Below are 24969 nucleotides of genomic sequence, written 5' to 3' on the forward strand. Positions count from 1 at the left end.
TCCCCCTATATAATCTGCGTGTTTTCTTGTACATCTTTTCTTATAAACTTATGTTTTTTAGAGTTTAGTAGTGTAAACATGGAAATAACGTTAAATACCAAAACCATACCTCCCATAATTAAATAGGTACGGGAAAAGCCTACGCTATCATATAATCCTCCCGCTATGGGTGAAAGAACTGAAGCACCTATTTGTGAAGCGAATTGGAATCCAACCAAATAAAGGATAGAAGATAGGCGCGTGTCAAAGTTAGCTGCCAAATATTTAAAGATGGCAATGAGCATAATAGGAAGTTCTAATGCATGAATAAGCTTCATCGAAGATATTCCAATTGGACCAACCACAAGTCCTGACCCAATAATACGAAATCCCATTAGAAATCCTGCTAAAATCAAACTATTTTTTGCACCGATCTTATTTACAATAAACGGTGCTGCGAACATCATTCCGGCTTCTAAAAACACTTGAAACGAATTTAAGTAGCCAAATACTTGATTACCTATCGATTCAGTAGGAAACAAAGATGCGTAATAGATAGGAAATTGCTGATCGTATACCCCATACACGCACGTAACGCCAACAACATAAATCATAAAAAACCAAAATTCCTTCAATAAGAATAAATTACCTACATCTCTCAGCGTGACGGATTCAGCTTTTTCCATTTCATAGCTGCTCATTTCTACCTTCACAGAAAAAATAATAGCCACTAGGATAACCGCTGAAACGGATGCCACCCAAAAATTAATATGAGGATTAATGTTAAATAGTTGTCCTGCAAAGAATGTAGCTGCAGCCCAGCCTAATGACCCCCACATTCTAGATTTCCCGTACTCAAATTTATATTTTCGGCTGACTTTCTCTATGTATGTTTCAATCGCTCCGATGCCCGCCAAAAACGCTACTCCTAAATATAAGCCTCCAATAATAGCTCCTATCAACACATTGTATTGAAGTAAGGGCCCATAAACAAAAATATAAAATGGTCCTACAAACACTAAAAGACAGCTAATAAAAAATAAAATGTGTTTCTTTAAACCTATCCTGTCAGATATATATCCGTACAAAGGCTGCATACACAATGCAAAGATAGCGTTTACAGAAAAGATTAAGCCTGTAGCTGATCCGTTCAACTTAATCTCTTGCCCTAACCAGATAGAAAATAAAGAGTAGCTCGACGACCACGTAAAAAAGAAGAAGAAAAAATATGCACTCAGCTTCCAATATAAGCTTTTTGAACTTTTCATTTTAGTTACCCCTTTAGCTTAAGATATAAAATCTTTTATCTAACAAAATGAAAGCACTTTCAACTTGATTTTATGTCAACCGGTTTCATATGTCAACCGGTTTCACATTTTATATTGCAAAAAGCTTGTATTAGGCGTAAAAGTGGGCTTTGTGGTATGTTTAAGTTGTTCAATAAACCGTTTACAATCCTTACATAGATTTTTATTTATCAAAATAAAACGTAGCGACTGGAAAGCTGCTCGCTTGATTGCATTTATTTTAAGGCTTTTCCACAGCAGATATATACTATAAAAGCAAGGTTTTGGAGAAATTAGGAGGAAACTAGATGAAAGCCAAAATTAGTGATGTAGCAAAAATTGCAGGTGTTTCACCGACTACAGTTTCTCGTGTATTAAATAACCGTGGTTACATAAGCAAAGAAACGCGAGAAAATGTTTATAAAGCAATGAAAGAAATTAATTATTTCCCAAATGATATTGCGCGATCATTATTTAATAAGCGAACAAATTTAATCGGGATGATTGTCCCGCAAACGAGCAACCCTTTTTTCGGAGAGTTAGCCTTTCATATTGAAAGTATATGTGCTTCCCTTAACTATAAAGTACTTCTTTGTAACAGTCTGAATCGCATTGATAAAGAAAAAAAATATGTAGAAATGCTTATCAGAAATCAGGTAGACGGGGTTATTGCCGTTACTTATAATAGAGGTATTTTTGATTCCGAAAGTCAAAGCCTTCCTGTAGTAGCAGTCGATCATTATTTATCCAAAGATATTCCAACCGTATCTTCTGATAACTATTCTGGAGGAGAACAAGCCACGGAATTGCTTATTTCAAAAGATTGTAAGCATATTATTCATATTAACGGTCCCCTTAAACTTGAAACTCCAGCTAACTTAAGAAGGAAAGCATATGAAAACGTGATGAAACAGTACGGAAAACAGCCTATCACGTATGAGATTTCAAATACCTTTGACCGCAACATTCAGCGAGAAACTATTTCTAAGGTTTTTGAAGAACATCCGGAAGTAGATGGTATTTTTGCAAGCGATGACTTACTTGCAGCTTTAGTAGTTGCTGAAGCACAAAAAAGAGGAAAATGTATCCCAAAAGATTTAAAAATCGTGGGCTATGATGGAACAGAAGCCAGTAAGACTTTGTTACCTGGCCTAACTACAATTCAACAGCCAATCGAATCGATTGCTCAAACAGCCATTGATATTTTACTAAAAGAAATTGAAGGAGAATTTAGTAATGTCCCCCGTGAAATCTGTCTTCCTGTTAAGCTTCTAGAAGGGCAAACGACGTAAAAATATGTTTTTTATAAAATAAATATCAGTTTGTTGCATATTCTTCTTCCTTTATTCACACCTTAACGTTACAGAAAGGAGTTGAATACAATGGCAAACAATAAAAGCAGCAATAATAATGAATTATTAGTATACGGAGCTGAACAAGCAATCGATCAAATGAAATATGAAATCGCTAGCGAGTTCGGAGTAAATTTAGGAGCTGACACTACTGCACGTGCAAACGGATCAGTAGGCGGCGAAATCACAAAACGTCTTGTACAATTAGCTGAGCAACAACTTGGCGGCGGACGTTTCTAAGACAATTTCATACACACCATGACTTAAGGAAGAATGGATATCCATTCTTCCTTTTCATATATTTAATTTCCATCTTTATATAAAAATTATTATTGCTCATCTTCTTTACTGACTGATTTTGTTTTTCCTTTCTTTAGTACAGCACTGATTCCTAAACAACAGACAGCTGCTATCCATCCGGAGATGAGAAAATAAACAGAAGTATTTGCAAAGAGTGTACCTATTAAAATAAACAGGCCTCCGAGAATAATAAAAAAGACGTGACCTTCACCAATTTTTTTCACCTTCATCACCTCTCCCCTACCTGCGTATACAAACTAATGTTCAGATACAAAAGAAACTTCTTGATAAACAAGAAGTTTTCTTACGTCCGTTTCTTTTTCAATAAAAAATAAAGTTGTTTTCTTTTTATTTATTCAACAAAACCACTCAATATTCTTCTCAATTACGTGCTATTCAATAATTTCTTCTGTTTTATACTCTTTCATAAATACATCAATAACATCTTCTGCTTCCTCGTTCTCCTCCTGCATTTGAACGAGTATTTCGTTTTGTGCATTTAATGACATTTTTTCTTATGTCTTTTATTTAAGCAAAACAAAAAAACGGCTTTTATCAGCCGTTTTTTTGTTTTGCTTTTCGATTATGAAAAAGCATATTTATTTCTTTATTTGACCGTTCTCTGTATCAGGTATCATACGTTTATTTATTCCGAATGCGTAAAAACTAATGACAACGAGAGCGAGGAAAATAACCCCTACAATAAGTGAAATACGCGTTTCATCATTAAACCACATGCCTACAAGCACCATTAGTAGAAAAGCAATGGTTACATAGTTCGTTACAGGCGCAAAAGGCATTTTGAAAGGATGACTATCCATTTCAGCACCTTTAGCTTTACGGAAACGAATTTGGCTGATAAGAATAATGAACCAAGGAATCATTCCAGGAAGCACGCTAGCACTGTATACATAAACAAATACATTAGGTGGAGCGATGTAGTTTAAAATAACACCAATTACTAATCCAATCATAACAGCGAGCGTACTGTAAATTGGAACGCCGTTGCGAGAAATTTTTGTAAAGAATTTAGGTGCTTGACCGTTTACACCGAGCGTATAAAGCATGCGTCCTGCACTAAAGATTCCGCTATTACAGCCTGACATCGCTGCCGTAATGACTACAAAGTTAATGATACCTGCAGCTGCGGTAACACCAACTTTAGCAAATGTAGATACAAATGGACTTCCTAAAGAATCTAACTCATTCCAAGGATATACCGTCACGATGACGAAAATAGCTCCAATATAAAAAATTAAAATACGCCAGATGATGCTTTGAATCGCGCTTGTTAACGTTTTTTTAGGATCCTTTGCTTCACCAGCTGTAATCCCAATTAGCTCGACTCCTTGATAAGCTGCAATAACAAGAGATAGCGCGAAGAAAAAGCCTGACCATCCGCCTGCAAAGAAGCCTCCGTGTGCCCAAAGATTTGATAACCCAATTGCGTCTCCATCATTTCCAAATCCAAAGAAAATTAATCCAAGTCCCGCGATAATCATTAAAATAATTGTTACAATTTTAATCATCGCAAACCAAAATTCAAACTCTCCAAATGATTTCACTGAAACTAAGTTTGCTGTGCCTAAAATCAACATGGCGATAATACCAGGCACCCAAGCTGGTAAATGAGGGAACCAGTAATGCATATATGCTCCTACCGCTATAATTTCGGACATCCCTACGATTACAAATTGAAACCAGTTACTCCATGCAGCCATATAACCTGCTAATGGATGAATATATTTGTGGCCAAATGTAGCGAATGAACCTGTGCTTGGTTCCATGTACAGCATTTCGCCCATAGCACGCATAATAAAGAAAATAAACATTCCGCAAATTGCGTAAGCAAGCAATACCGATGGACCTGTCCATTGAATCGTACTTGCTGATCCCATAAATAATCCAACGCCAATTGTTCCACCAAGCGCGATCATTTGAATGTGACGAGATTCTAAGCCTCTTTTTAACTCTTTGTCTGCCATTCCATTTCCTCCTCCTAAACTTGTTATAGCTCTGTTAGGAAAGATACTTTTTGTGTCTGATGGAACAGCTGTCGTTTTTAAATCATTCCATTTTTACCTAGTACCTTTACAACTAAACTATTTTTTCTATTTTTAGCTATTCGACTGTATAATTACTTATTTTATAATAATGAATTTTCCTCAGAAATACAATTGTTTTTTTCAGAAAAACACTTAAGTAAACCATTTACCTCTGTCAAATCAGTCATCTTCGTAAAATAGTTTTTTATTTCAGTATAATTAAAATTTTATGAATATTAAAATAAATATAGTCTCAGCTTGGATGCTGGAACACTCTCTTTCTCAAGGATAACGAAATAAAACCATTACTTAATCGAATAAATTCCTTTTTTCTACTTTTACGTTTTTTCTTTCTTTTCTTAGGGAAAGTATCCATAGAAAATAGAGATGAGGAGGGATTTTTCATGTGGCAAGCTGCGATGTGGGGCGGAATTTCAGGATCAGCTGTCCTTCTTGGTGCTTTGGCAGCAGTTTTTTTGCCTATCGGCAAAAAGATAATTGGTTATATTATGGCTTTTGGGACGGGTGTATTAATTGGAGCATCTACCTATGAGCTGCTTGGAGACTCGGTTCATAGCGGCGGGTTAAAAGCTACTTCTCTTGGGTTCCTTGCGGGGGCTGTCGTTTTTACTTTTTTAGACTATCTAATTTCACGTCAAGGAGCGAATAAAAGAAAGAGGTCTACAAAACAAATGGCCGCGAATAGTTCTGGAATTGCTATATTTATAGGGACCGTAATGGATGCAATCCCAGAGTCCATTATGATTGGAGCTAGCTTAATTGAAAATGCAACCGTTAGCTGGCTTCTTGTTATCGCTATTTTTATAAGTAATATTCCCGAAGGACTGTCCAGTACGACCGGTCTAGTAAAAAGCGGATTCTCTAAGAGGAAAATTTTTTTACTATGGGCAGCTGTTTTGTTCATTTCAGCTTTTAGTTCATGGACAGGCTTTGTTTTTTTAGATCATGCATCTGAGACACTTATGGCTGCTATTGCTGCTTTTGCCGGCGGTGGTATTATTGCTATGGTAGGTTCTACAATGATGCCAGAGTCCTATGAAGAAGGAGGTTCTATTACAGGATTGATTGCTGCACTTGGATTACTTGCTTCATTGATACTGGATCATTTTTCTTAATCGTCTTCATACTACTTTTATCGTTTCCAAGTAGAAAACAGAAAGCCTTCTACTTGGAGATATTTATCTCAAGCACATTATGATAAATGTGTCTTCTTAATAAATAAAATCGTAGTTCTCTCTTATTTCCTGAGTAAAAGCTTTCCAATCCGTAGCTTCAAATTCCGCATCCCGTGCTTTTAACTCTTTTTCCATTCCTTGAATCTCTTGAACAGCTTCTATTGTTCTTTCACTTCCTGGCCCTACTCTCCAAATTAATTCTTTGTATTCTTTAATTTTATCCATTAGATAACCTGTCTCTAATTCTTTATATTTAGACATATTAGCTGACTCCTTTTACTTCATTCTTTCTTCTAAGATATCATATTTCTCCTTTATGGATAAGCCTCTCCTCTGACGTTTCTTTAACCTCAAAGATAGGAAATACAACAACAAAAAAGCAAGCACAAGTGCTTGCTTTCACTATTATTAAGGCAGTGGTTCAACCGCTACGTTCCCTACCGTTACAGCTTCTGTATATGCGTTCGTACTGCTTTGGCGTAAACGGAGATTAGCACTCCCCGCTGCACTCGGATTTAGTTGGACATTTACAACCTTTTCTCCATTTCCAGCTGCGTCCGTTGTAATTGAAAAATTGCTGCTGTATCCATAGGATGACGGCCAGCTTCCATCTGCGTTTTGGACTTTAGCAATTTGAGTTCCCGATCCATTATATACACCTAGATTAAACGTGCTGTACGCAGTGTTAGCTGAAAGCCCGCTTACCTTTACGCGTATTTGGAATACGCCGCTCGTTGGTAAAATGGCTTGATGTTCAAATGTGTAAGCACTAGCAGTTGGTGGTTGCGTAGTTCCACCTTTATAACCATATGAACCAGATGCAAAAGTTGACGTATCATACCATTTATACCCTGCTGTAGGTGCTGACCATGGTTCTGGCTGAGGCTCAGTGGACTGACTTGGCGTTTCCGACGAAAGTAATGCTGTAGCTTGATCCAATTGAAGTCCTGATACTTGATTCAAAGAAATATAGCTTTCTTGCTTCGCTAACCAATTGACCATATTTACAAGCAGTGTAGAATCGTCTTGTTCCTTAAATCCGTCATATGTGGTTTTAGAAGATCCTGTATCTTCTCGTTTATATTTTGGTGTAGCATCTTCAACCGGTGAAGAATCTCCTATAAAAGCAGCTTTACCTGCCCCTACTTTTGAAACAGCAGCAAAAGGACCTTCTGCTCTTCCCCCTCCGTTATACACTCCTTGATCTACAGCATTTGACCATTTTGCCGTTGTCTTAGGAAGATACACAATTCCTTTTGCTTTGTTTGGGTCCGTAATTGCAACCGTAGAACCTGCATGCATAGCAACGGTGGAAACACCTAGCGTAATACCGAACGCTTGAGAAGGAGATACAATATCATTGGCTGTCACATCACCAATGGCATTATAGCGAAAGCGAACACCAAAGTTACTTGCTAACCAGTCAGAACTTGTTACGTTTTGCATTGCCTCAGAGTTTGCTTCTTCCGTTGTCATGCCTTTTGCTGGGTTTGTCCATGCTCCACGACGGTACCCGTTAAAAACTTCTGAAGAATCCCAGCGGTTTTTGTTTCGGTCTGCATTGTAATGATCAGCAATAAAGAAGACGCTTCCCCCGTTCTGAACATATTGTAAAAGGGCAGCTTGTTCAGAAGATTTATACGGAATATTTGCTTCTGGCACAACAAACACACTATAGCCGCTAAGGTCACTGTATGTAATCGGCGTAGATTTCCGCAGCTCTTTTACATCAAACCCGCTGCCAGCCAGCCCTTTCCCAAAATCAGAAAAACCTCCGTCAATAACCCAATCTGCTGTACCCGCCGTTTGACCATGGGTATTATCAAACAAGATTTTTTTACCATTGTTTTTATTTACAACAGAAGCTTTAATTTCTGGTGCAGGGTCAGCAGCGCTTTCTGCTGATGCTGGATGAGTAGTAAAAGGCAGTGAGATAGATAAAGCTGTACACATTGTCAAAACGGCATAACCTACGCGATTATATTTTTTCCGCATATAAAATGCTCCCCTCAAATTTTTGCAACGCTTGTCTTTTCAAGAGGATTATAGCAGGTTCATTTATGATTTTTTTAAATTTATTGTAAATAATATATATTTTTTCAAAAAAGGTTCTTTATACCTTATATTTGTCGAGACATTCCCTTTTAAATATGCCCATAATTATATGTAAAATTTGTTAACGATAACGACTTGAATATTCGAGAATACTGCGCAGCATTTGACGTGTACTTTTTGATTCGTTCGCCCGTTCTTTATATTCAAGAGGACGACTAGGCGTTGACTTATTTTCTTCTTTATACTGAGAATTTTTGTGTTCTGACACGTTTTTCACTTCCCTATCTCTATTTTATTCAGAGCAGCTCAAAGCTGCTCTTTTGTCTGTCATTCTTTTACTTATTATGACGACTTACTTTTGCTTTTTGAAGCTCATCTGTATGAATATCGTTTGATAAAATACTTTTATTCACATTATCGACAGCTGCTGCACTGCTGCTGACTCCTTGGTTTTTGCTTTTATTTTGTTTACTCATTCCATCCACCTCCATGTGTAACGTCTATATTTTATGGAGTTATAAAAAGAAAATAAGAGGTAGTATTAGGAAAATGACCTTCTTTTCTTTTTACTTGCATCCCCATATCCAATAAAAAATAAAATTTCCATATTTAACAGAATGCACCAGAAATAAATGTTCATACTAAGAGTAGAAATTCTCTATATCCATTTTGAAAATATAGGAGGAAATAAGTGTGAGTACAAATAGAAACACACTATCCATTTTTGCTTTAGGCGGCATTAATGAAATAGGAAAAAATATGTATGCCGTTCAATATGATGATGACATCATTGTAATTGACTGCGGCTCTAAATTTCCTGACGAAAGTTTATTAGGAATTGATTTGATTATACCTGATATTACATACTTGCAAGAGAATCAAGAAAAAGTTCGAGCACTGGTTGTGACGCATGGTCATGAAGATCATATTGGAGGTATTCCTTATCTTTTAAAACAGTTAAGCCTCCCCATTTATGCAACAAGCCTTACACTCGGATTAATCGACATTAAACTGCAGGAACATCAATTATCTGCAGAGACGGAGCTTATTGAAATCGACGAAGAGTCAGAAATTACATTAGGCAATATTCCGCTTTCTTTTTTCAAAACGAATCACAGCATTCCAGATTGTCTTGGAATTGTCTTTCATACGCCTGAAGGAGCTGTTGTGCATACCGGGGATTTTAAGTTTGATTTAACTCCTGTTAACGACCAATATCCAGATCTTCATAAAATGGCGAAAATCGGCAGTGAAGGTGTACTCGCTTTAATATCAGAAAGCACAAATGCGGAGCGCCCTGGATTTACGCCTTCAGAAAAGCTAGTTGGCAAACATGTAGAAGAGGCCTTTCGTAAAGCAAAGCGAAAAGTGATTATTTCTACTTTCGCCTCAAATGTTAACCGCGTACAGCAAATTGTAGATGCAGCGATTAAAACGAACAGAAAACTTGCGCTGCTAGGAAGAAGCATGGTTAACGTTGTATCAGTTGCGTTAGAGAAAGGGTATTTAACCATTCCTGAAGGGATGCTGATTGAACCTTATGAAGTACATTCACTTGCGCCTGAACAAGTCGCTATTCTCTGTACTGGAAGCCAAGGCGAGCCGATGGCCGCTTTATCTAGATTAGCCAGCGGAAATCATCGACAAGTAGAGATTGTTCCTGAAGACACGGTCATTTTATCAGCAGGGCCTATTCCTGGCAATGAACGTAATATCTCTCGTATTGTCGACAGTCTTTTCACACTCGGGGCTCATGTGATTTACGGTTCAGGAAGCGCAACAGGCATGCACGTATCAGGACATGGCTATCAAGAAGAGCTAAAATTAATGGCTACATTGATGAAGCCAAAGTATTTTATCCCCATTCACGGTGAGTTTCGAATGCTTCATCACCACAGCTTATTAGCAGAATCCGTAGGGGTGGAAAAAGCGAACATTTTTATTATAAATAACGGTGATATTGTCGACATCAAGGGCGGAACAGCTGTTCAAACAAGAAAAATCTCTGCAGGCAATGTATATGTAGATGGGTTTGGCATTGGGGATGTTGGAAATGCGGTTTTACGTGACCGCAAACAGCTTTCAGAAGATGGTATGCTGGTTATTGTGATTACTTTAAATAAAACGGAAGGAAAAATTGTGTCGGGTCCAGATACAATTTCGCGAGGCTTTGTTTATACAAGAGACTCAGAGCAGCTATTAAAAGACGTTAATCGACAAGTGACTAAAATTGTAAATCAATTGCAAAAAGCGCACGTTCACCAATGGAACATCATGAAAAAAGAAATTAAGACCACCCTTGGACAGTTCTTATATAACCAAACGAAACGAAGACCTATGATTCTTCCCATCATTATTGAAGTTTGATTACTCAACTAAAAAACTGCCTTAGTCCCCACTAAGGCAGTTTTACTTTATAAATCCGAAGCTTAGTCCAAAGTTAGAAGTTGCCCTTTATAGTTTATGAATAGGCACTCCCTTTATATGTATGGTTAAAAGTGTTAGGTGTATTTCTTCTTTTTTACCCCATTCTATAAGAGAGATATTTCACCGTAAATATCTCGTGAAAGTATCCTATCCTTGAGGTGATTATGATGAATGATAAAAATCAAGTAGATCAGCATTCAGAACTATTCCGCCACAACTGGACGAGACCGAAGCGTTCAAAGTCCCAAGTAAATGGACATACAGAGATGTCTCAAACGAACATCATCTTGCGAAGTAATGCAAAAGCTCATCGTTGGTAAGGATACACTTCAACAAAAAAAAGACGCGAACGCGTCTTTTTTTGTTATTGGCCGTCTGCCCCGCTTTGAGTTATCTTGCGAATATGACCATCTTCATAATTATTTTCTCGTAGCGCTTTTGCTTTGTTATCTACTACTTGTTTTTGATCTACTTGTGAAGAAGGAGTCTGCTTGTTTTTTGGCATGATCATAACCACCTTTTATTTTGTAATTGTACAACGTGCATAGTGTCCCTCATAAAGATTAAATATATGTTAACTAGCGGCTTCTTCTTCTTTCCACTTATGGCGCAGTTTTAAAATAACAAGGCTTATAACAATTAAAAAGCATAAGCTTGCAAAGAAACCTGGTCTGCTTGCAGATTCTAACAGCGTACCGCTTACTGCTAGCAGGATTAATAAGAGGCCAACAGCTTGTTTTACTTTATCCCAAACGGTTTGTTTGATTAAGCGATGAAACGAAATTAAAATAAAGAACCAGTTATAAATCAGCATCAGTCCCGCTGCTGTTGTAATGTACTCATAAATTTTCCCGGGCAATAGCAAGGAAAGGACAATAGAAACAATTAATCCTGCCGTTGTTAAAAGCAAAGCCGGTAAAGGAAACTGCAGCTTTTTCTGTTTTTGTTTTGAAAACAATGCAGGAGCATCTCCATCTTCTGAAAGAGTGACAATCATTGTTGTTACGGAAAAAAAAGACGCTGACATCGTTGAGAAACCCGCAATAATCATTGCTCCATTAAAAACATGAGGAAAAAATGGAAGATGATATGTTTCTAAAGCCTTTATAAATGGACTTTGATTTCCATGGAAATCATGAAATGGCACAATTAAAATAGCTAAACTCAGTGAAACAATATAAATAATTCCAAGAAGAATAAGCATACTTCTTCCCGCTTTCGGTGCGTCTTCTTTTTTTTCTAAACGAACCGTCATGATTCCCATGACTTCGATGCCGCCGAAAGCATAAAAGGCATAAAGCAAAGCGCCCCATAAACCTAAAAATCCATGAGGAAATACTTCACTTATCGTTCGCGGCACTCCTTGTTTGGCACCTTCGTCAAGAAATCCAAATAAAGCGAGACTAGCTAATACAATAAACATTAAAATAGCAGCCACTTTTGTGACAGCAAATACATTTTCCATTCGTTCAAAGCCTTTTGTTCCTATTAATACAACAGCAATGCCTAAAACAGCATAAATAGAGGCAAAGACCCACAGTGGAATACCGTCAAACCAAAAACGTGTAAAAAGAGATAAAGCCGTGAGCTGACTCCCCATGATCAGCATCTCTGAACTCCAGTATACCCATCCGCTGCTAAAGCCTGCCCATCTTCCATAAGCCTTTTTAGCATAGGAGCGAAACGAACCTTTTTGAGGATCTTGAGCACTCATTTTAGCAAGAGCGTCAAATACAATAAATGTACATACTGCTGCTAGTAAAAAAGCAATTAATACAGAGGGACCCGTGGCTTTTATTGCAATACTTGATCCTAAAAAATAGCCTGTACCGATGATGCACCCTACTCCGATTAAAGACAGCTGCCACCATTTTAATTTCCCTTCAACTTGACTTCCGCAGCCTATTTTCTTTTTCATACTATCACTCCTTACACCTCGATGTAGTGTGTGATAGTTTGAAAAATTTATGCGCAAAAAGAGGCAGCTTTTTACTATTTTTCAGCAGATAGAAAACGCTTTAAATTCAGTTCTGCTTTCTCCCCTTTTAAATAATGAATTGCTGCACAGCTTGCCAGCCGAAATATATACCAAATCCTATTAGAGAGAGGCCGGATATAACGGAAACTGCAGTCAAAAACGTCGCTGCTAAATACCTGCGAAAAGTGCTTGCTAAAGCTGCCATAGCAATATCCCAGCATAAAATCCCTGTAAAAATAGCACAGCTGTATAAAATAAGCTGTTCTGTTTCGTATGTATTAGCTGTTTTGGCTAAAACAGAGCCATAAATACCGAGCCAAAAAAGAATAGTAAGCGGATTTGTTAATGAAATTAAAAAACCTGAAAAAAAGCACTTTACGATCGAATCTCCTTTTGCATTCCGATGCTGTGTAATTTTCCCTGCGCTCATTAACCCTTCAATACCGGTATAAATCAATACAAAGCATCCAAACGAAAAAAGAAACGTTTTCATAAAATCGCTGCTTAAAAAATGAACGGACCCAAAGTAAACTACAAGCATATAAAGGGCGTCAACCGATGTTGCTCCTATCCCTAAGAACCAAGCATGTAAAAAGCCATTTTTGATTCCTTTATCAAGCTGAGCGGCGTTGATAGGACCGATTGGTGCGGCTAACGATAGCCCTAATAACATATAGCTGAAAAAAGCTCCCACATGCATCCCTCCCTGCTTCTGAGGTTTTATAAATTGAACTATGATAAATGTATGCAGCCTGCTTAGCTTGTACTACGTAATTTTTATTTTATTTCTAAATCCGTTTGTATACCTGCGAAAAACCAGCGCATGTTAACTGTAAATACTATACAGAAGGATGAGAGGCATGAATTCATACACTCATATTAAAGAAGCACTACAATTAGCTGAACAAGCTGTTTATCAAGGACAGATGGATTTGAATGGAGCTAATTTTCAAAATGCTCAAATGCATTTGAACATCGTTCAGCAGCAAATTAATGAACAAAAAGAAGCAACGTCTGGCGATAAAGAATTAAGACGAATAGAAGAGCATTTAAGACATTTACGCGAAGCCCATCAGGCTATTCAGCAAAATTTTTAATGAAAGTAAAAATAGCTCTTTTCTTACTTTTATAAAAAAACTAAAAAAGCTCTACGAACTCAGTGAGTTCGTAGAGCTTTTGATCTTCATCTGCAACTTTTAAGACCTGGGTAAAGATTAGAGTTATCCCTTTATTCTTATACATACTTTCCGTAATCCGGACGGGCAATTGTATCAAAATTTTCAACAAGCTTCAATAAATTAGTTGAAAGCCATTCTCCGGAAACCGGTTTTCCATGTCCGGTCACCGCCACAGACGGATGCAATGACTGAAGCACTTCAACTGATCTTTTGGCAGAGGCCCAGTCCGTAGTTAAATAACGAGGAGGACCGCTAATTTCCAATTCTTGCTCTAGTACATCCAGTAAATATTCTTGCTTAGTGGTAACAAAAGCATCCCCAGCGATAAGCGCAAGATCCTGCTTTCTAAAAAGAGAAATATGTCCTGGAGAATGACCAGGGGTGTGAATCCATTCCCATTCCGGCATATGAGGTACAGAGCCGTCGGCTGGTAAAGCTTGCACATGAGAACCTAAATCAATGGCTTCCGTTGGAAATAGCGGAGAAAGCTTTGCTACAAGCCCGCCTTCGACTGTGCCGTCTGGTGTGGGATAATTTTTTTTACCCGTCACATATGGAAGTTCAAGCGGATGTGCATATACCGGTATTTTCCACTTCTCCACTAATTCAATAATAGATCCAATATGATCAAAATGTGCATGTGTAAGAATAATTGCTTTTGGTTTTTTTTCTTTTCCAAACCTTTCCTCTGCCTCATTAATAATCATAGAAGCCGAGTTAGGCATGCCTGCATCAATAAGGACAAAGCGATCGTTCTTGGCTGGATTCCCTATAAAACATACGTTAACAATCTGTGTAGTATAGCTGTAGATATCCGGCGCCACTTCGACTCCTTTTCCACTGGCTATAGAGCTCATGGGAATGAAACTTTCCGTTGATGAACTTCCGTGCATCTCTCTATTCAATTTATAATTCCCTCCTTTAACGTGTCACTTCATATGCGTGATACACGTTTATGCTATCCACCTTTGCTTTCGTTATTCTTTTTTTAACTGGCTCTCTTTTATGTACCCATAAAAAAAGAAAGGAGAAAAACTCCTTTCTTTTTTTACATCAATTATACTTTTGCCGGAACTTTAACGCCCATGATCGCTTTTGGCTCTAGATATTCTTCAATACCAAATGCTCCCCACTCGCGTCCAATACCAGATTGTTTGAATCCACCGAATGGTGCAGCTCTGTCTTGCTCAGCATCGTTGACGATGATTTGACCAGCTCTAATATTTTTAGCAACATAGTCAAGTGTTTCTTGGTCTTTTCCGACCGCATAGCCTGCAAGTCCATAGACTGTATCATTTGCGATTTCAAGAGCTTGCTCTAGATCATCATACGTGATAATAGTAGTTACAGGTCCAAAGATTTCTTCTTGTGCAATAACCATATCGTTTGAAACGTCAGTAAAGACTGTCGGTTTAACAAAGTATCCTGTTTCTAAGCCGTCTGGTTTGCCCGTTCCGCCAGTAAGAAGCTTTGCACCTTCATCCATTCCTTTTTTAATATAATCCTGTACGCGATCCCACTGTTTTTCCGCTACGAGCGGTCCAGTTACGTTGTCTTTATTTAACGGATCGCCAACTGGGAATGATGGTAGAACCTTCTTCACTGCTTCTTCAAATTTTTCTTTCATAGAGGCAGGAATGATAATGCGCGTTGCTGCCGTACATACTTGTCCTGTATTCATTGCAATGTGTGAAACTGCTATTTTAGCCGCTTCTTCTACATCCGCATCCTCTAATACAACTAGCGGTGATTTCCCGCCTAGTTCAAGAGCTACTTTTTTGATTGTTTTAGCCGCGTTTTGCATAATTTTCTCGCCTACAGCACCTGACCCCGTAAATGATACAAAATCAATGTCCGGGTGAGAACTAATACCGTCACCGATTGTGCTTCCCGTTCCGTTTACAAGGTTGAAGGCACCTTTTGGTACACCAGCTTCATCAATGATTTCTGCTAATATCATCGCTGCATACGGTGTAAGTTCTGATGGTTTTAATACCATTGGACTTCCTGCTGCGATAGCTCCTGCAATTTTAGTAGACGTTTGATTTGTTGGGAAGTTCCATGGTGTAATAAGTCCGCTTACTCCAATAGACTCTTTTACGACCTTGTAGCTTCCATGATCTTTTTCAAATGTATAATCTTCAAGCGCATTAGCTGCTTCTTTAAAGTGGCTAAGTCCCATTTCATAGTGCACTTCTTCTGAAATTTTTAAAGGAGCGCCAAGCTCTTCAGTCATGACTTCAATAAGCTCTTGTTTACGCTTTTCATACCCTTTTGCAATATTGCGAAGCATTTTAATTCGCTCTTCTTTTGTTGTTCTTGAAAATGTGGGAAGCGCTGCTTTAGCTGCTGCCACGGCTTTATCTAAATCTTCTTTTGTACCTAAGCTAATTTTACCAATTGATTTTTCAGTAGCAGGATTGATCACATCTGACGTTTCGTTTCCTGTTGATTCAACCCATTCTCCGTTAATAAAGTGTTTTAAATTTGTACGCATTGATTTGATCTCTCCTTTTAGTTTGTTACTTTTAGTTTGTTAATTGTTGAACTATGTCATCTAGTTTTTATCTACCCGCCTGTCTGCTTCTCAAACACCGCTTCTATTATTTTTTGTTTCTTTCACTGCCTTATCCCTTTTCCAATCGGCTTTTCGCAGCTGAAATGATTTTTCCCCTGAAGCTTTTTAGTTCTTTATAACAAACAGAGATGGAGTCATAGCGAAATCAATCCCATCTAAAGGTGAACAAATCGGATAAAGGAGCTAGTATGGATTATTTACGATACCGCTGTGGATTTCCGTGCAAGGAGGTCGATGAGCCTCCTCGCTTACTCTACTGCTTGGTCTCACTAAATAAAACTCATATTCACCATAACCACAAAAAATCCGAACGAGGAATCAAGATTCTCCATCAAGAATCTTGATTCCTCGTTCGGACCTTCCTTCAACTAAAACACTTTTGCTCCAGCCTCTTTTGTATTTCTTTTGTATTAACGTACTTCTTGTAAACGATGTACCGCTCTGCTTTCAATTAACGGTTCTGTTTGCTGTCTGTATTGTTGATAGTGAGGTGTTTCAATGTGAGCTTCAACATCTTCTTTGCTTTTCCATTTCTCATAAAAAACAAATGTGCCTGCTTTGTCTGTATCCTGGTGGAGAGTGTATTGAATACATCCTTTTTCTTCTCTTGATGGTTCAATAACTTTTACTAACTCTGATCGAAGCTCTTCTTCTTTTCCTGGCTTTGCTTGTAAAATGGCGTTAATAATAATTTCTGACATCGTTTTTCCTCATTTCTTTAAAAATATTCTCCATAAAAAGCTTCCCTCTTTTTGTATTTATTACACTGACCATCATATTTTTTGTATGATGATGGATCTCTCTAGTCCAAAACAGCAAAACATACACATTATCTACGGCGGTCTTTGTTGATGCTGTTAATAAAAAAGCCTGTAGTCCTACAGGCTTTTTTACATCTTAGTTTAATAATTGTTTCACGACTGCTTTTGCTACACTGATTGTTGACTGAGGATTTTGACCTGTTATTAGGTTGCCATCTGCTTGTATATTATCTGTCCAGTTTGGAGCAGTTACTACATTTGCACCAAGTTCACGCAGACGTGTTTCCAAAAGAAACGGCATGAAGCGGTCTAATGTTGTTTCACGTTCTTCATCATCTGTAAACGCAGCAACATCTTTTCCTTCCACCAACGGCTTTTCATCTGATAATGTAACACCTACTAAGCCTGCCGGTCCGTGGCATACAGCGGCTACTACTTTGTCTCCTTCATATAGTTCACGAATTAAAGCATGAAGCGTTTGATTATCTGGCAGATCAAACATTGTGCCATGACCGCCTGGTAAGAAGACAGCATCAAATTTAGCACTGTCTGTAATTGTATCAAGTTTTAGGGTATTCTCTAGATGCTTAGCTGTATTTAAGATTTCTTGAGAAGTCTCTCCTTCAAGGCTGCGAGCATCCACCGGCGCTTTTCCTCCTAGAGGACTTGCTACAGTAATGGTAAATCCAGCTTTTTCGAACTCTACGTACGCTTCACCAAATTCTGAAAGCCAAAGGCCTGTTGGATGATTTTCTTTCATTTTGTCAGCCGTTGTTACGACCATTAATATATGTTTAGACATAGTAACGTCCTCCTGTAAATAAAGATAGTATTTTCTGTTTCCGCCTTACACACCATATTGTAAGAGAGGAATTACTATAATACAAATTAGAAAATATCTGCTTATCCATAAATATTTTTATAGATAATGTAGACGCCTTTGTTAATGAAGCATTTGCGAAAAAAACAACCGTACAACACCTAAACTTATTTTTTTATCCACTCAAAAAAACCGCCCTTTTGAGTAAGCGCGGTTTTTTCCAGAAAAGCATAGAATCTATTTTTTATTTTAAAGAGCAGACTGAGCGTTCATTTGTTTTACTTTTTTTTCTCCCGTTTTTTTAAGACTCATCATAAAAATAAACGAAATACAGTACAGCCCCGCCAAGTACGTCATCGCTACCGTCATATCATAGCTTTGCAAAAGATAGCCGACAAGAATGGGTGACAACCCTCCGAGCGCTCTCCCGAAGTTAAAAATAGTGTTCGTTGCAGTACTGCGAACTTCTACCGAATAGTGACTGCTGATCAAGGCTCCGTATCCTGCGAACATTCCGTTTGAGAAAAATCCGACAACAGCTCCTCCTATAAGCAGCCCTGCACTTCCTTCGGCATACGAGTATAAAAATACCGCACACGCTGAAGCGAGAAGAAAAATTCCAAAAGTACGTTTCGAACCAAAACGATCCATAAATTGACCAAATGTTAGCATGCCTATAATCATTCCAACGGCTGTACTGATTGTCCAAAGAGCTGAACTTGAAACAGAGAGTCCTTGTGATTGCTGAAGCATAGACGGAAGCCATATCATGAGTCCGTTATAGCCTGCAATTTGAACGGTAGCCATCACTGCCAGAGAAATAGTCGTCATCGCCGTCTTAGGCGTAGCAAATAGTTGACGTAGCTTGCCATTATTTTTAACAACGGCTGTTTTCTCTTTTTGAGCTTTTAGCCACTCAGGAGATTCGTTTAAATTTTTTCGTACGATAAAAGCAAAAATGACGGGGATAATTCCGACAAAAAACAGCGCTCTCCATCCGAAAATCGGCAGGATCAGAGAACTTAAAAGCGCCGCAAGAATAACTCCAAATTGTGCGCCAATACTAACATAAGATGAAGCTCTTCCTTGCTTATGTTTCGGCCACGCTTCTGCAACAAGAGCCATACCGATTCCGTACTCTCCTCCAGCCCCAATTCCGGCAATAAATCGTGAAGCATACACTTGTTCAACATTTGCTGCAAAACCTGTTAATGCCGTTCCGACTGCAAATAGAAGAACCGTGTAGGTAAAAACCCGCACTCTTCCAAATTTATCTGCTAAAATTCCGAAGATGACTCCGCCTATCAGCATTCCTATATTCGTAATAGAAGAAATAAGTCCACCCGTTGCTAAATCAATGTGAAATTCAGCGATAATCATTGACATAGCAAACGAGATAAACATAATGTCCATCCCTTCTAACGTCAAACCTGCTACTGATGCTACAACTGTCTTGTTACGATAATTCATGTTGTTCCACCCTCCACTGTATTCTTTCTGTATAAACGCTCTTTCTTTTTTGAAGGAATGGATAAATAACATATGTCCATTCTCTTTTGAAGCCTCTCTGGACTTCGTTTAAAAGAGGTAAGTAACGCATAAAAGCCCTTTTGTCGCAGAGGGCAAAAGGGCACAGATAGGCATAGAAGCAGTAAACAAGTTATCCGTCCTTTTCGGCCTCTCTGGACCGTCTTAAAGGCAGTTATTATATTAATCACTATGTTAACACGCCGCACAGAACCTTTCAATAAGAAAAATATCTTCTTTAAAGCAGCTATGTACATCTACTACTCGCTTTTTATTATCATACTATTTCATCAATTACTCTTTAGATATGGTTAAAACCAAAGCCTAATGTATCATGTTCAAAGCCTTTTTTAGGCGCACCTATCGTTCCATACACACAAACACTAATCCATTCCTCGCTTGATCCTGAGAACTCAATTTTTCCGCGTACAATTGAAAATGTGAGTCCTACTGTCCGTAAAATATCACCTAGCTGCAGCGTTCCTCGACTCACTCCTTGAATGGCTTCAAGTATAGCATGATAAAGAGCGTGAACTTCCCGGTACGACTGGGCATTAATAATTTTGTTTGTCTTGGCGCTCGTTTCAATTGCCGCCACGACTTTAGACAGTTCCATCGCTCCGACTTTTCCTACTGTGTAGCTATATCCTCTCTCATTGATTTCCTTTTCAATACCTTCAGCTAGTTCCGTATTATGTAAAAGAACGAGTAAAGATGTTAATCTTCCCATTGAAAAATCATTAACTTGTTGAAATTTATTGTTCAACTGTCATTCTCTCCCTTCTATCCCCTTATTATTTTAACAGACGAATACCTAAAAGGGTGCTGATTATTCAACGAACGAGCGCTCACTTAAAGGGGCAGAAGATCTATGTGTACTGTCCACCACTTTTACGAAGTAGAACTTGCATAAACAAGCAACCTGCCTTTTAGTAAGCGCTTACTTTATTTTCGAGGAAGAAATCATTTTTCTCTACTTACGTTAAGACAAGCTGTGATTCAACTTTTAACTTTCCCAGCATCTCTCTCGTCATTTTTTCTAGGTTATATTCTGCTTTAAATCCCCACTCTTCCTTCGCACAGCTGGAATCTATATGGTTAGGCCAGCTTTCAGCAATTGCTTGTCGAACAGGATCTACTTGGTAATTCAGCACAAATTCCGGAATCGTTTTTCGAATTTCCGCTGCCATTTGTTCTGGATCAAAGCTCATGGCAGAAACGTTAAATGAATTTCGGTGCTTTAGCTTAGAACCGTCTGCTTCCATTAGTTGGATGACAGCGTTTAGTGCGTCAGGCATATACATCATATCCATATAGGTTCCTTTGTCGATATAAGACGTATAGCGCTTATGTTTAACGGCTTCATAATAAATTTCAACAGCGTAGTCCGTTGTCCCTCCACCTGGAGGCGTTACGTATGAAATTAAGCCTGGAAAACGTAGCCCTCGTGTATCTACTCCGAATTTATGGTGATAGTAATCGCAAAGTAATTCACCCGCTACTTTATTAACACCATACATCGTGGTAGGACGTTGAATTGTATCCTGCGGCGTCCAGTCTTTTGGAGTCGTTGGACCAAATGCACCAATTGAACTTGGAGTAAAAAATTGGCACTTCAGCTCTCGAGCTACTTCGAGCGCGTTTACTAATCCGCCCATATTTAGATTCCAAGCTAGAAGCGGCTTTTGCTCGGCTGTCGCTGATAACAGCGCAGCCAAGTGAATAACCGTATCGACTTTATGCTTTTCGGCAATCGTAAATAACGCAGTCTGATCCGTTACGTCTAAAATCTCGAATGGACCTGAAGTCACAACATCGCTCGTCGTCTTGCGAATATCAGTGGCAATAATATTTTCTGAACCATATATCTCTCTCATTTTCATTGTTAATTCAGAACCGATTTGTCCTAGAGACCCCGTTATTAATACTTTTTTCATCTCAATATCCTCCTCATGTACTGCTTAGATTCAACGTTTAGATTAATTTCATTTCCTTGCCTACTTTTTTGTAGATACGAAGTGCTTCATCTAACATTTCTTTTGTATGAGCAGCCGTTGGCATATTGCGAACGCGTCCTGTCCCCCTTGGAACGGTAGGGAAAACAATTGATTTAGCGTATACCCCTTCTTCTATTAATCTCTCACTAAAAACCTGCGTTTGATTTTCATCGCCTATAATGCACGGAGTAATAGGTGTTTCACTTTCGCCGGTATTAAAGCCCAGCTCTTTTAACCCTTGCTTTAAATAACGGCTGTTTTCCCACATTTGATCCTGCAGCTCTGTACTTGTGCTTAGAATTTCAATCGCTTTAATACATGCAGCAGCCGTGCCTGGTGTAATAGCAGTCGAGAATAAAAAAGGGCGGCTTCGTACTTTCAACCAGTCAATTAAGTCTTTTTTTCCAGCTACGTATCCGCCTACAGCTCCAATCGCTTTTGACAAGGTTCCAATCTGGAAGTCTACTTTTTCAGATAAGCCAAAATGTTTGACTGTGCCCATACCGTTACCTAATACGCCCGACCCGTGAGCATCATCTACGTATGTGATTAAATCAAATTCCTCTGCAATTTCTACAATTTCCGGAAGCTTAGCAATGTCTCCATCCATTGAGAATACACCGTCGGTAATTACCATTATTTTATTATAGGCACCGGACTTTTGTGCTTCGCCTGCTTTTGCACGAAGATCTTCCATATCCGAATGCTTGTAAGGAATAATTTTTGCTTTTGATAGCCGACATCCGTCAATAATTGAAGCGTGATTCAGCTCATCTGATAAAATCGCGTCATGTTTATCCATAACCGCGGAGATAGCTGCCATATTGCAGTTAAAGCCAGATTGGTAAGCTATAGCTGCTTCCGTATGCTTAAACTCGGCAAGCTTTTCCTCTAGCTTGATATGAATATCTAGAGTTCCATTAATCGTTCGGACAGCTCCAGCTCCCACTCCGTATTTTTCAGTGGCTTCATTGGACGCGTTAATAAGCCTTTCGTCTGTAGCAAGCCCCAAATAGTTGTTGGATGATAAATTAATTAATTGTTTTCCATCAATTTGAATCACAGGTCCATTTGGTCCCTCTACTGGATTAATGACGTTGTATAGCCCTTTATCTTTTAAATCTTCTAAATTATTATTCAAGAATTCTTTTAAACGTCTGCTTGTCATCTTCCATACCCCCTCATTGTTGTTCAACACGTCTTATAAACTTCTCTTTTCCCCATTAAAAGATTAATCTAAGCACTTGTAGTATATGAATTAAAAATCAAGTGTATTCCTGAGAAAGACAAATGTTTCTTTTGTAAGCGCTTAAAATTCAATACTTATAGAATTTATAATAATCAACAACCAAGTAAATGTCCATACTAAAAAAACAAAAAATAAGAAATTTTCGGCAATAATAAAAATCCGTCCTTCTGTTAACGATTTTTCCCGAACGTTATTAGACAATATCTTTTTTCTTTTCTCTCTTTGATAATTCTTTTAAAAAAGAGACTAATGCATAACTAATTCAACAGCTAAAAGCACCTACATTCACCTACCAATAAAAAAATCCGAACGAGTTTGGTCCTTAATCAAACTCGTTCGGATCGTCCTTCAATTAAACTACTTTTGTAACAGTCTCTTCCGTTACTTTTGCACAGATATGTTTTTTATTTTTTTATGGCCGTTTTTTACTAATAAGCATGAGACAGCAAAGCTTAGTAAAGCAGCTAAAAACGTTCCACTGTAAATAATGTGAACACCTGATGCAAGAATTTCATGCAGCTTTGACAGTTCTTCTGCCGGTACCCCGCCTGTCTCAAACGAAGCATTCAAACTTTCTTGCCCTAATTTCTTTGCCTGTGAAAGCGTCACTAAGTTAAAGATTGTACCAAACACTGCGGAACCTAGTGTTTGACTAAATGTATTTGTAAACGTATTAAGAGCCACCGCTACTCCTCTTTTGCTGGCTGGGACTGCTGATTGAATAACTAACATAAAGATAGGCGTAATAATCCCCATTCCTAACCCAAGAACCCCAACGGCTACATAAATTAAAAATACGGGTGAGTGCGTGGAGACTAAAAACAGCATAAAACATGCCGTACTTACGATTGCCGTTCCTAGCGTAAGGATGGAGTGCGTTTTAAGACGCCCTACTAAATTCCCTGAAAGCAGTGAACCAATTGTCCAGCATACTGGCATGGGCATTAACACAAAACCGGCAGCGGTTGCACTTTTTCCCATCACTCCTTGGCTCCAAATTGGCAGGTAAACCGTAATACTAATAACTACTGACCCGACAAGAAGTGTTAATAAGTTTATAACAGATACACTTCGAATAGAAAACAGCTCAAGCGGAATAAGAGGTTCCGGCGATTTCTTTTCGATATAAATAAAGCCAATGAATGTCAGAACAGCTAGAACAAATAATCCTATAATGATCGGATCTCCCCAGTTTTGATGCTGACTTCCGGTTAAAAGCGCGTATAAAAATGCAATGGTTCCAACTGAAAACGTCACCGCTCCAATGTAATCGATATAGCGTTTTTCTTTTACCACTTCTTCTTTATAGTTTACTAGAAGAACAATAAAAGCCATTAGTCCAAACGGTATATTTAAAAAGAAAATATAGCGCCAAGACAGCGTATCGACTAAAAATCCCCCAAGAAGAGGACCGAGAACTCCAGCAACTCCCCAAACTGCGCTAATCCAACCTTGGGCTTTGGCTCTTTCTTTTGCTTCTTCATACAAGTCGCCAATAATAATCATTGTAAGCGGCATAACGACCCCGGCGCCTAGCCCTTGGATTGCTCTGTAGACAATTAATTGTTGCATCGAAAAGCTAAGCCCGCAAAGTATAGATCCGATTAAGAAAATAATAATTCCAATAAGCATAACTTTTTTTCGGCCGAATAAATCCGCTAACTTTCCGTATATAGGTGTAGATACAGCGGTTGTCAGCATATAAATGGCATATACCCAGCTAACTAGCTCAATACCCGACAAATCACTTGTAATTCTTGGAACAGCCGTACTGACAATGGTTCCTTCCATTGCAGCTAAAACAGTGACAAGCAGCAGCGCTGTCATGATTCGTTTCCTCATCTCTTTCTCTCCTTGCAACTGCGGGCATACCATCGTTTTTTTTACAGAAGATAAAAGCGGTTTCAATATACTTATACCCTTTTAGCCTTTATATGTATGTGATGCTCCGCATATAGTTACTGCCATATGCAGCCAAATAATTATTTTACTATAAAATTTTTCAAAGCGATAGAGAATTTCAAAAATATGACTTTCCTCTCATTTATAAAAACATGCGTACATGATGTTTAATTTCTTTTTTCAATTACAAAAAAGCATCCCGTAACAGGTGTTGAACTGCCCCCTGTCAAATAGACAGTGGAAATAAATAAAACTTTCTAAACGGCTTTAGCTCTGTATTCTAAGGGGCTAAGGCCGTTTAATCGTTTTTGTAAACGCTCATTATTATAAAAGTATATG

Annotated in this window: 26 protein-coding genes; 6 read left to right on the forward strand and 20 right to left on the reverse strand. The window is 38.3% G+C overall.

Annotation, left to right across the window (positions count from 1 at the left end; translation table 11 throughout):
- Positions 1 to 5 precede the first annotated feature (5 nt).
- Entirely contained in the window at positions 6 to 1247 is a 1242-nt protein-coding gene (locus tag ACNHOZ_RS22845) for an MFS transporter (RefSeq protein ID WP_028413935.1), read from the reverse strand.
- Positions 1248 to 1573: 326 nt separating this feature from the next.
- Here ACNHOZ_RS22845 and ACNHOZ_RS22850 point away from each other — a divergent pair, with 326 nt between their 5' ends.
- Entirely contained in the window at positions 1574 to 2557 is a 984-nt protein-coding gene (locus ACNHOZ_RS22850; RefSeq protein ID WP_048018559.1) for a LacI family DNA-binding transcriptional regulator, read from the forward strand.
- A gap of 90 nt (positions 2558 to 2647) precedes the next feature.
- Entirely contained in the window at positions 2648 to 2857 is a 210-nt protein-coding gene (locus ACNHOZ_RS22855) for an alpha/beta-type small acid-soluble spore protein (protein ID WP_013058452.1), read from the forward strand.
- Between the two features lie 89 nt (positions 2858 to 2946).
- On the opposite strand, the gene ACNHOZ_RS22860 is transcribed toward ACNHOZ_RS22855, so the two are convergent.
- Together ACNHOZ_RS22860 and ACNHOZ_RS22865 are read right to left on the reverse strand one after the other, a co-directional pair.
- Positions 2947 to 3147 (reverse strand): hypothetical protein, encoded by a 201-nt coding sequence (locus ACNHOZ_RS22860; protein WP_028413937.1) that lies wholly within the window; start codon positions 3145 to 3147, stop codon positions 2947 to 2949.
- Positions 3148 to 3516: 369 nt separating this feature from the next.
- The gene (locus tag ACNHOZ_RS22865) at positions 3517 to 4902 is read right to left on the reverse strand and encodes an amino acid permease (RefSeq protein ID WP_033578512.1); all 1386 of its coding nucleotides are present in this window, start codon (positions 4900 to 4902) and stop codon (positions 3517 to 3519) included.
- A 464-nt stretch (positions 4903 to 5366) separates the two neighbouring features.
- Between ACNHOZ_RS22865 and ACNHOZ_RS22870 the strand changes: the two genes are divergently transcribed.
- Positions 5367 to 6098 carry a ZIP family metal transporter gene (locus ACNHOZ_RS22870; RefSeq protein WP_447697291.1) on the forward strand — a complete coding sequence of 244 codons (732 nt, stop codon included), beginning with the start codon at positions 5367 to 5369 and terminating at the stop codon, positions 6096 to 6098.
- 96 nt (positions 6099 to 6194) lie between these two features.
- Here the strand turns inward: ACNHOZ_RS22870 and ACNHOZ_RS22875 are convergent, their stop codons facing one another.
- The 4 genes from ACNHOZ_RS22875 to ACNHOZ_RS22890 form a co-directional block, all read right to left on the reverse strand.
- Positions 6195 to 6419 (reverse strand): hypothetical protein, encoded by a 225-nt coding sequence (locus ACNHOZ_RS22875; protein WP_028413940.1) that lies wholly within the window; start codon positions 6417 to 6419, stop codon positions 6195 to 6197.
- Positions 6420 to 6566: 147 nt separating this feature from the next.
- Positions 6567 to 8153: a DNA-binding protein gene (locus ACNHOZ_RS22880; RefSeq protein WP_048018557.1), complete on the reverse strand. Its 1587-nt coding sequence runs from the start codon at positions 8151 to 8153 to the stop codon at positions 6567 to 6569.
- A gap of 181 nt (positions 8154 to 8334) precedes the next feature.
- Positions 8335 to 8481, reverse strand: coding sequence for a hypothetical protein (locus tag ACNHOZ_RS22885; protein ID WP_155017158.1), 147 nt, complete (start codon positions 8479 to 8481; stop codon positions 8335 to 8337).
- Positions 8482 to 8548: 67 nt separating this feature from the next.
- The gene (locus ACNHOZ_RS22890) at positions 8549 to 8689 is read right to left on the reverse strand and encodes a hypothetical protein (protein ID WP_013082478.1); all 141 of its coding nucleotides are present in this window, start codon (positions 8687 to 8689) and stop codon (positions 8549 to 8551) included.
- Between the two features lie 217 nt (positions 8690 to 8906).
- Here ACNHOZ_RS22890 and ACNHOZ_RS22895 point away from each other — a divergent pair, with 217 nt between their 5' ends.
- Positions 8907 to 10580, forward strand: a complete 1674-nt coding sequence (locus ACNHOZ_RS22895; RefSeq protein ID WP_048018556.1) for a ribonuclease J — start codon at positions 8907 to 8909, stop codon at positions 10578 to 10580.
- Positions 10581 to 10807: 227 nt separating this feature from the next.
- Positions 10808 to 10960: a YpzG family protein gene (locus ACNHOZ_RS22900; protein WP_013056278.1), complete on the forward strand. Its 153-nt coding sequence runs from the start codon at positions 10808 to 10810 to the stop codon at positions 10958 to 10960.
- A gap of 44 nt (positions 10961 to 11004) precedes the next feature.
- Here the strand turns inward: ACNHOZ_RS22900 and ACNHOZ_RS22905 are convergent, their stop codons facing one another.
- The 3 genes from ACNHOZ_RS22905 to ACNHOZ_RS22915 all read right to left on the reverse strand — a co-directional run bounded on the left by ACNHOZ_RS22905 (position 11005) and on the right by ACNHOZ_RS22915 (position 13312).
- Entirely contained in the window at positions 11005 to 11145 is a 141-nt protein-coding gene (locus ACNHOZ_RS22905; protein ID WP_168760514.1) for a hypothetical protein, read from the reverse strand.
- A 69-nt stretch (positions 11146 to 11214) separates the two neighbouring features.
- Positions 11215 to 12558 carry an amino acid permease gene (locus tag ACNHOZ_RS22910; RefSeq protein WP_048018555.1) on the reverse strand — a complete coding sequence of 448 codons (1344 nt, stop codon included), beginning with the start codon at positions 12556 to 12558 and terminating at the stop codon, positions 11215 to 11217.
- Positions 12559 to 12685: 127 nt separating this feature from the next.
- Entirely contained in the window at positions 12686 to 13312 is a 627-nt protein-coding gene (locus tag ACNHOZ_RS22915; protein ID WP_080968564.1) for a LysE family transporter, read from the reverse strand.
- 166 nt (positions 13313 to 13478) lie between these two features.
- Between ACNHOZ_RS22915 and ACNHOZ_RS22920 the strand changes: the two genes are divergently transcribed.
- Complete coding sequence (locus tag ACNHOZ_RS22920; protein WP_048018553.1) at positions 13479 to 13715, forward strand: hypothetical protein; 237 nt, start codon at positions 13479 to 13481, stop codon at positions 13713 to 13715.
- Positions 13716 to 13852: 137 nt separating this feature from the next.
- Here ACNHOZ_RS22920 and ACNHOZ_RS22925 read toward each other — a convergent pair whose 3' ends face one another.
- The 10 genes from ACNHOZ_RS22925 to ACNHOZ_RS22970 form a co-directional block, all read right to left on the reverse strand.
- Positions 13853 to 14701, reverse strand: coding sequence for an MBL fold metallo-hydrolase (locus ACNHOZ_RS22925; protein ID WP_048018552.1), 849 nt, complete (start codon positions 14699 to 14701; stop codon positions 13853 to 13855).
- A gap of 152 nt (positions 14702 to 14853) precedes the next feature.
- On the reverse strand, positions 14854 to 16293 hold the full coding sequence (locus ACNHOZ_RS22930; RefSeq protein ID WP_048018551.1) for an aldehyde dehydrogenase family protein: 1440 nt from the start codon (positions 16291 to 16293) through the stop codon (positions 14854 to 14856).
- 491 nt (positions 16294 to 16784) lie between these two features.
- A complete protein-coding gene (locus ACNHOZ_RS22935) occupies positions 16785 to 17075 on the reverse strand; it encodes a putative quinol monooxygenase (protein ID WP_048018550.1) in 291 nt (96 codons plus the stop codon).
- Positions 17076 to 17271: 196 nt separating this feature from the next.
- Entirely contained in the window at positions 17272 to 17937 is a 666-nt protein-coding gene (locus tag ACNHOZ_RS22940) for a type 1 glutamine amidotransferase domain-containing protein (RefSeq protein WP_048018549.1), read from the reverse strand.
- 267 nt (positions 17938 to 18204) lie between these two features.
- A complete protein-coding gene (locus tag ACNHOZ_RS22945) occupies positions 18205 to 19425 on the reverse strand; it encodes an MFS transporter (protein ID WP_168760507.1) in 1221 nt (406 codons plus the stop codon).
- A gap of 358 nt (positions 19426 to 19783) precedes the next feature.
- Positions 19784 to 20248 (reverse strand): hut operon transcriptional regulator HutP, encoded by a 465-nt coding sequence (gene hutP, locus ACNHOZ_RS22950; protein WP_045291416.1) that lies wholly within the window; start codon positions 20246 to 20248, stop codon positions 19784 to 19786.
- Positions 20249 to 20459: 211 nt separating this feature from the next.
- Positions 20460 to 21419, reverse strand: coding sequence for an L-threonine 3-dehydrogenase (locus ACNHOZ_RS22955; protein WP_034266646.1), 960 nt, complete (start codon positions 21417 to 21419; stop codon positions 20460 to 20462).
- Between the two features lie 37 nt (positions 21420 to 21456).
- Positions 21457 to 22647 (reverse strand): glycine C-acetyltransferase, encoded by a 1191-nt coding sequence (locus ACNHOZ_RS22960; RefSeq protein ID WP_048018548.1) that lies wholly within the window; start codon positions 22645 to 22647, stop codon positions 21457 to 21459.
- A 462-nt stretch (positions 22648 to 23109) separates the two neighbouring features.
- Positions 23110 to 24570 (reverse strand): MDR family MFS transporter, encoded by a 1461-nt coding sequence (locus tag ACNHOZ_RS22965; RefSeq protein WP_048018751.1) that lies wholly within the window; start codon positions 24568 to 24570, stop codon positions 23110 to 23112.
- A gap of 317 nt (positions 24571 to 24887) precedes the next feature.
- The gene (locus tag ACNHOZ_RS22970; RefSeq protein ID WP_447697073.1) at positions 24888 to 24968 is read right to left on the reverse strand and encodes an IS3 family transposase; all 81 of its coding nucleotides are present in this window, start codon (positions 24966 to 24968) and stop codon (positions 24888 to 24890) included.
- Position 24969 lies beyond the last annotated feature (1 nt).

The organism is Priestia sp. D51 (assembly GCF_053345675.1).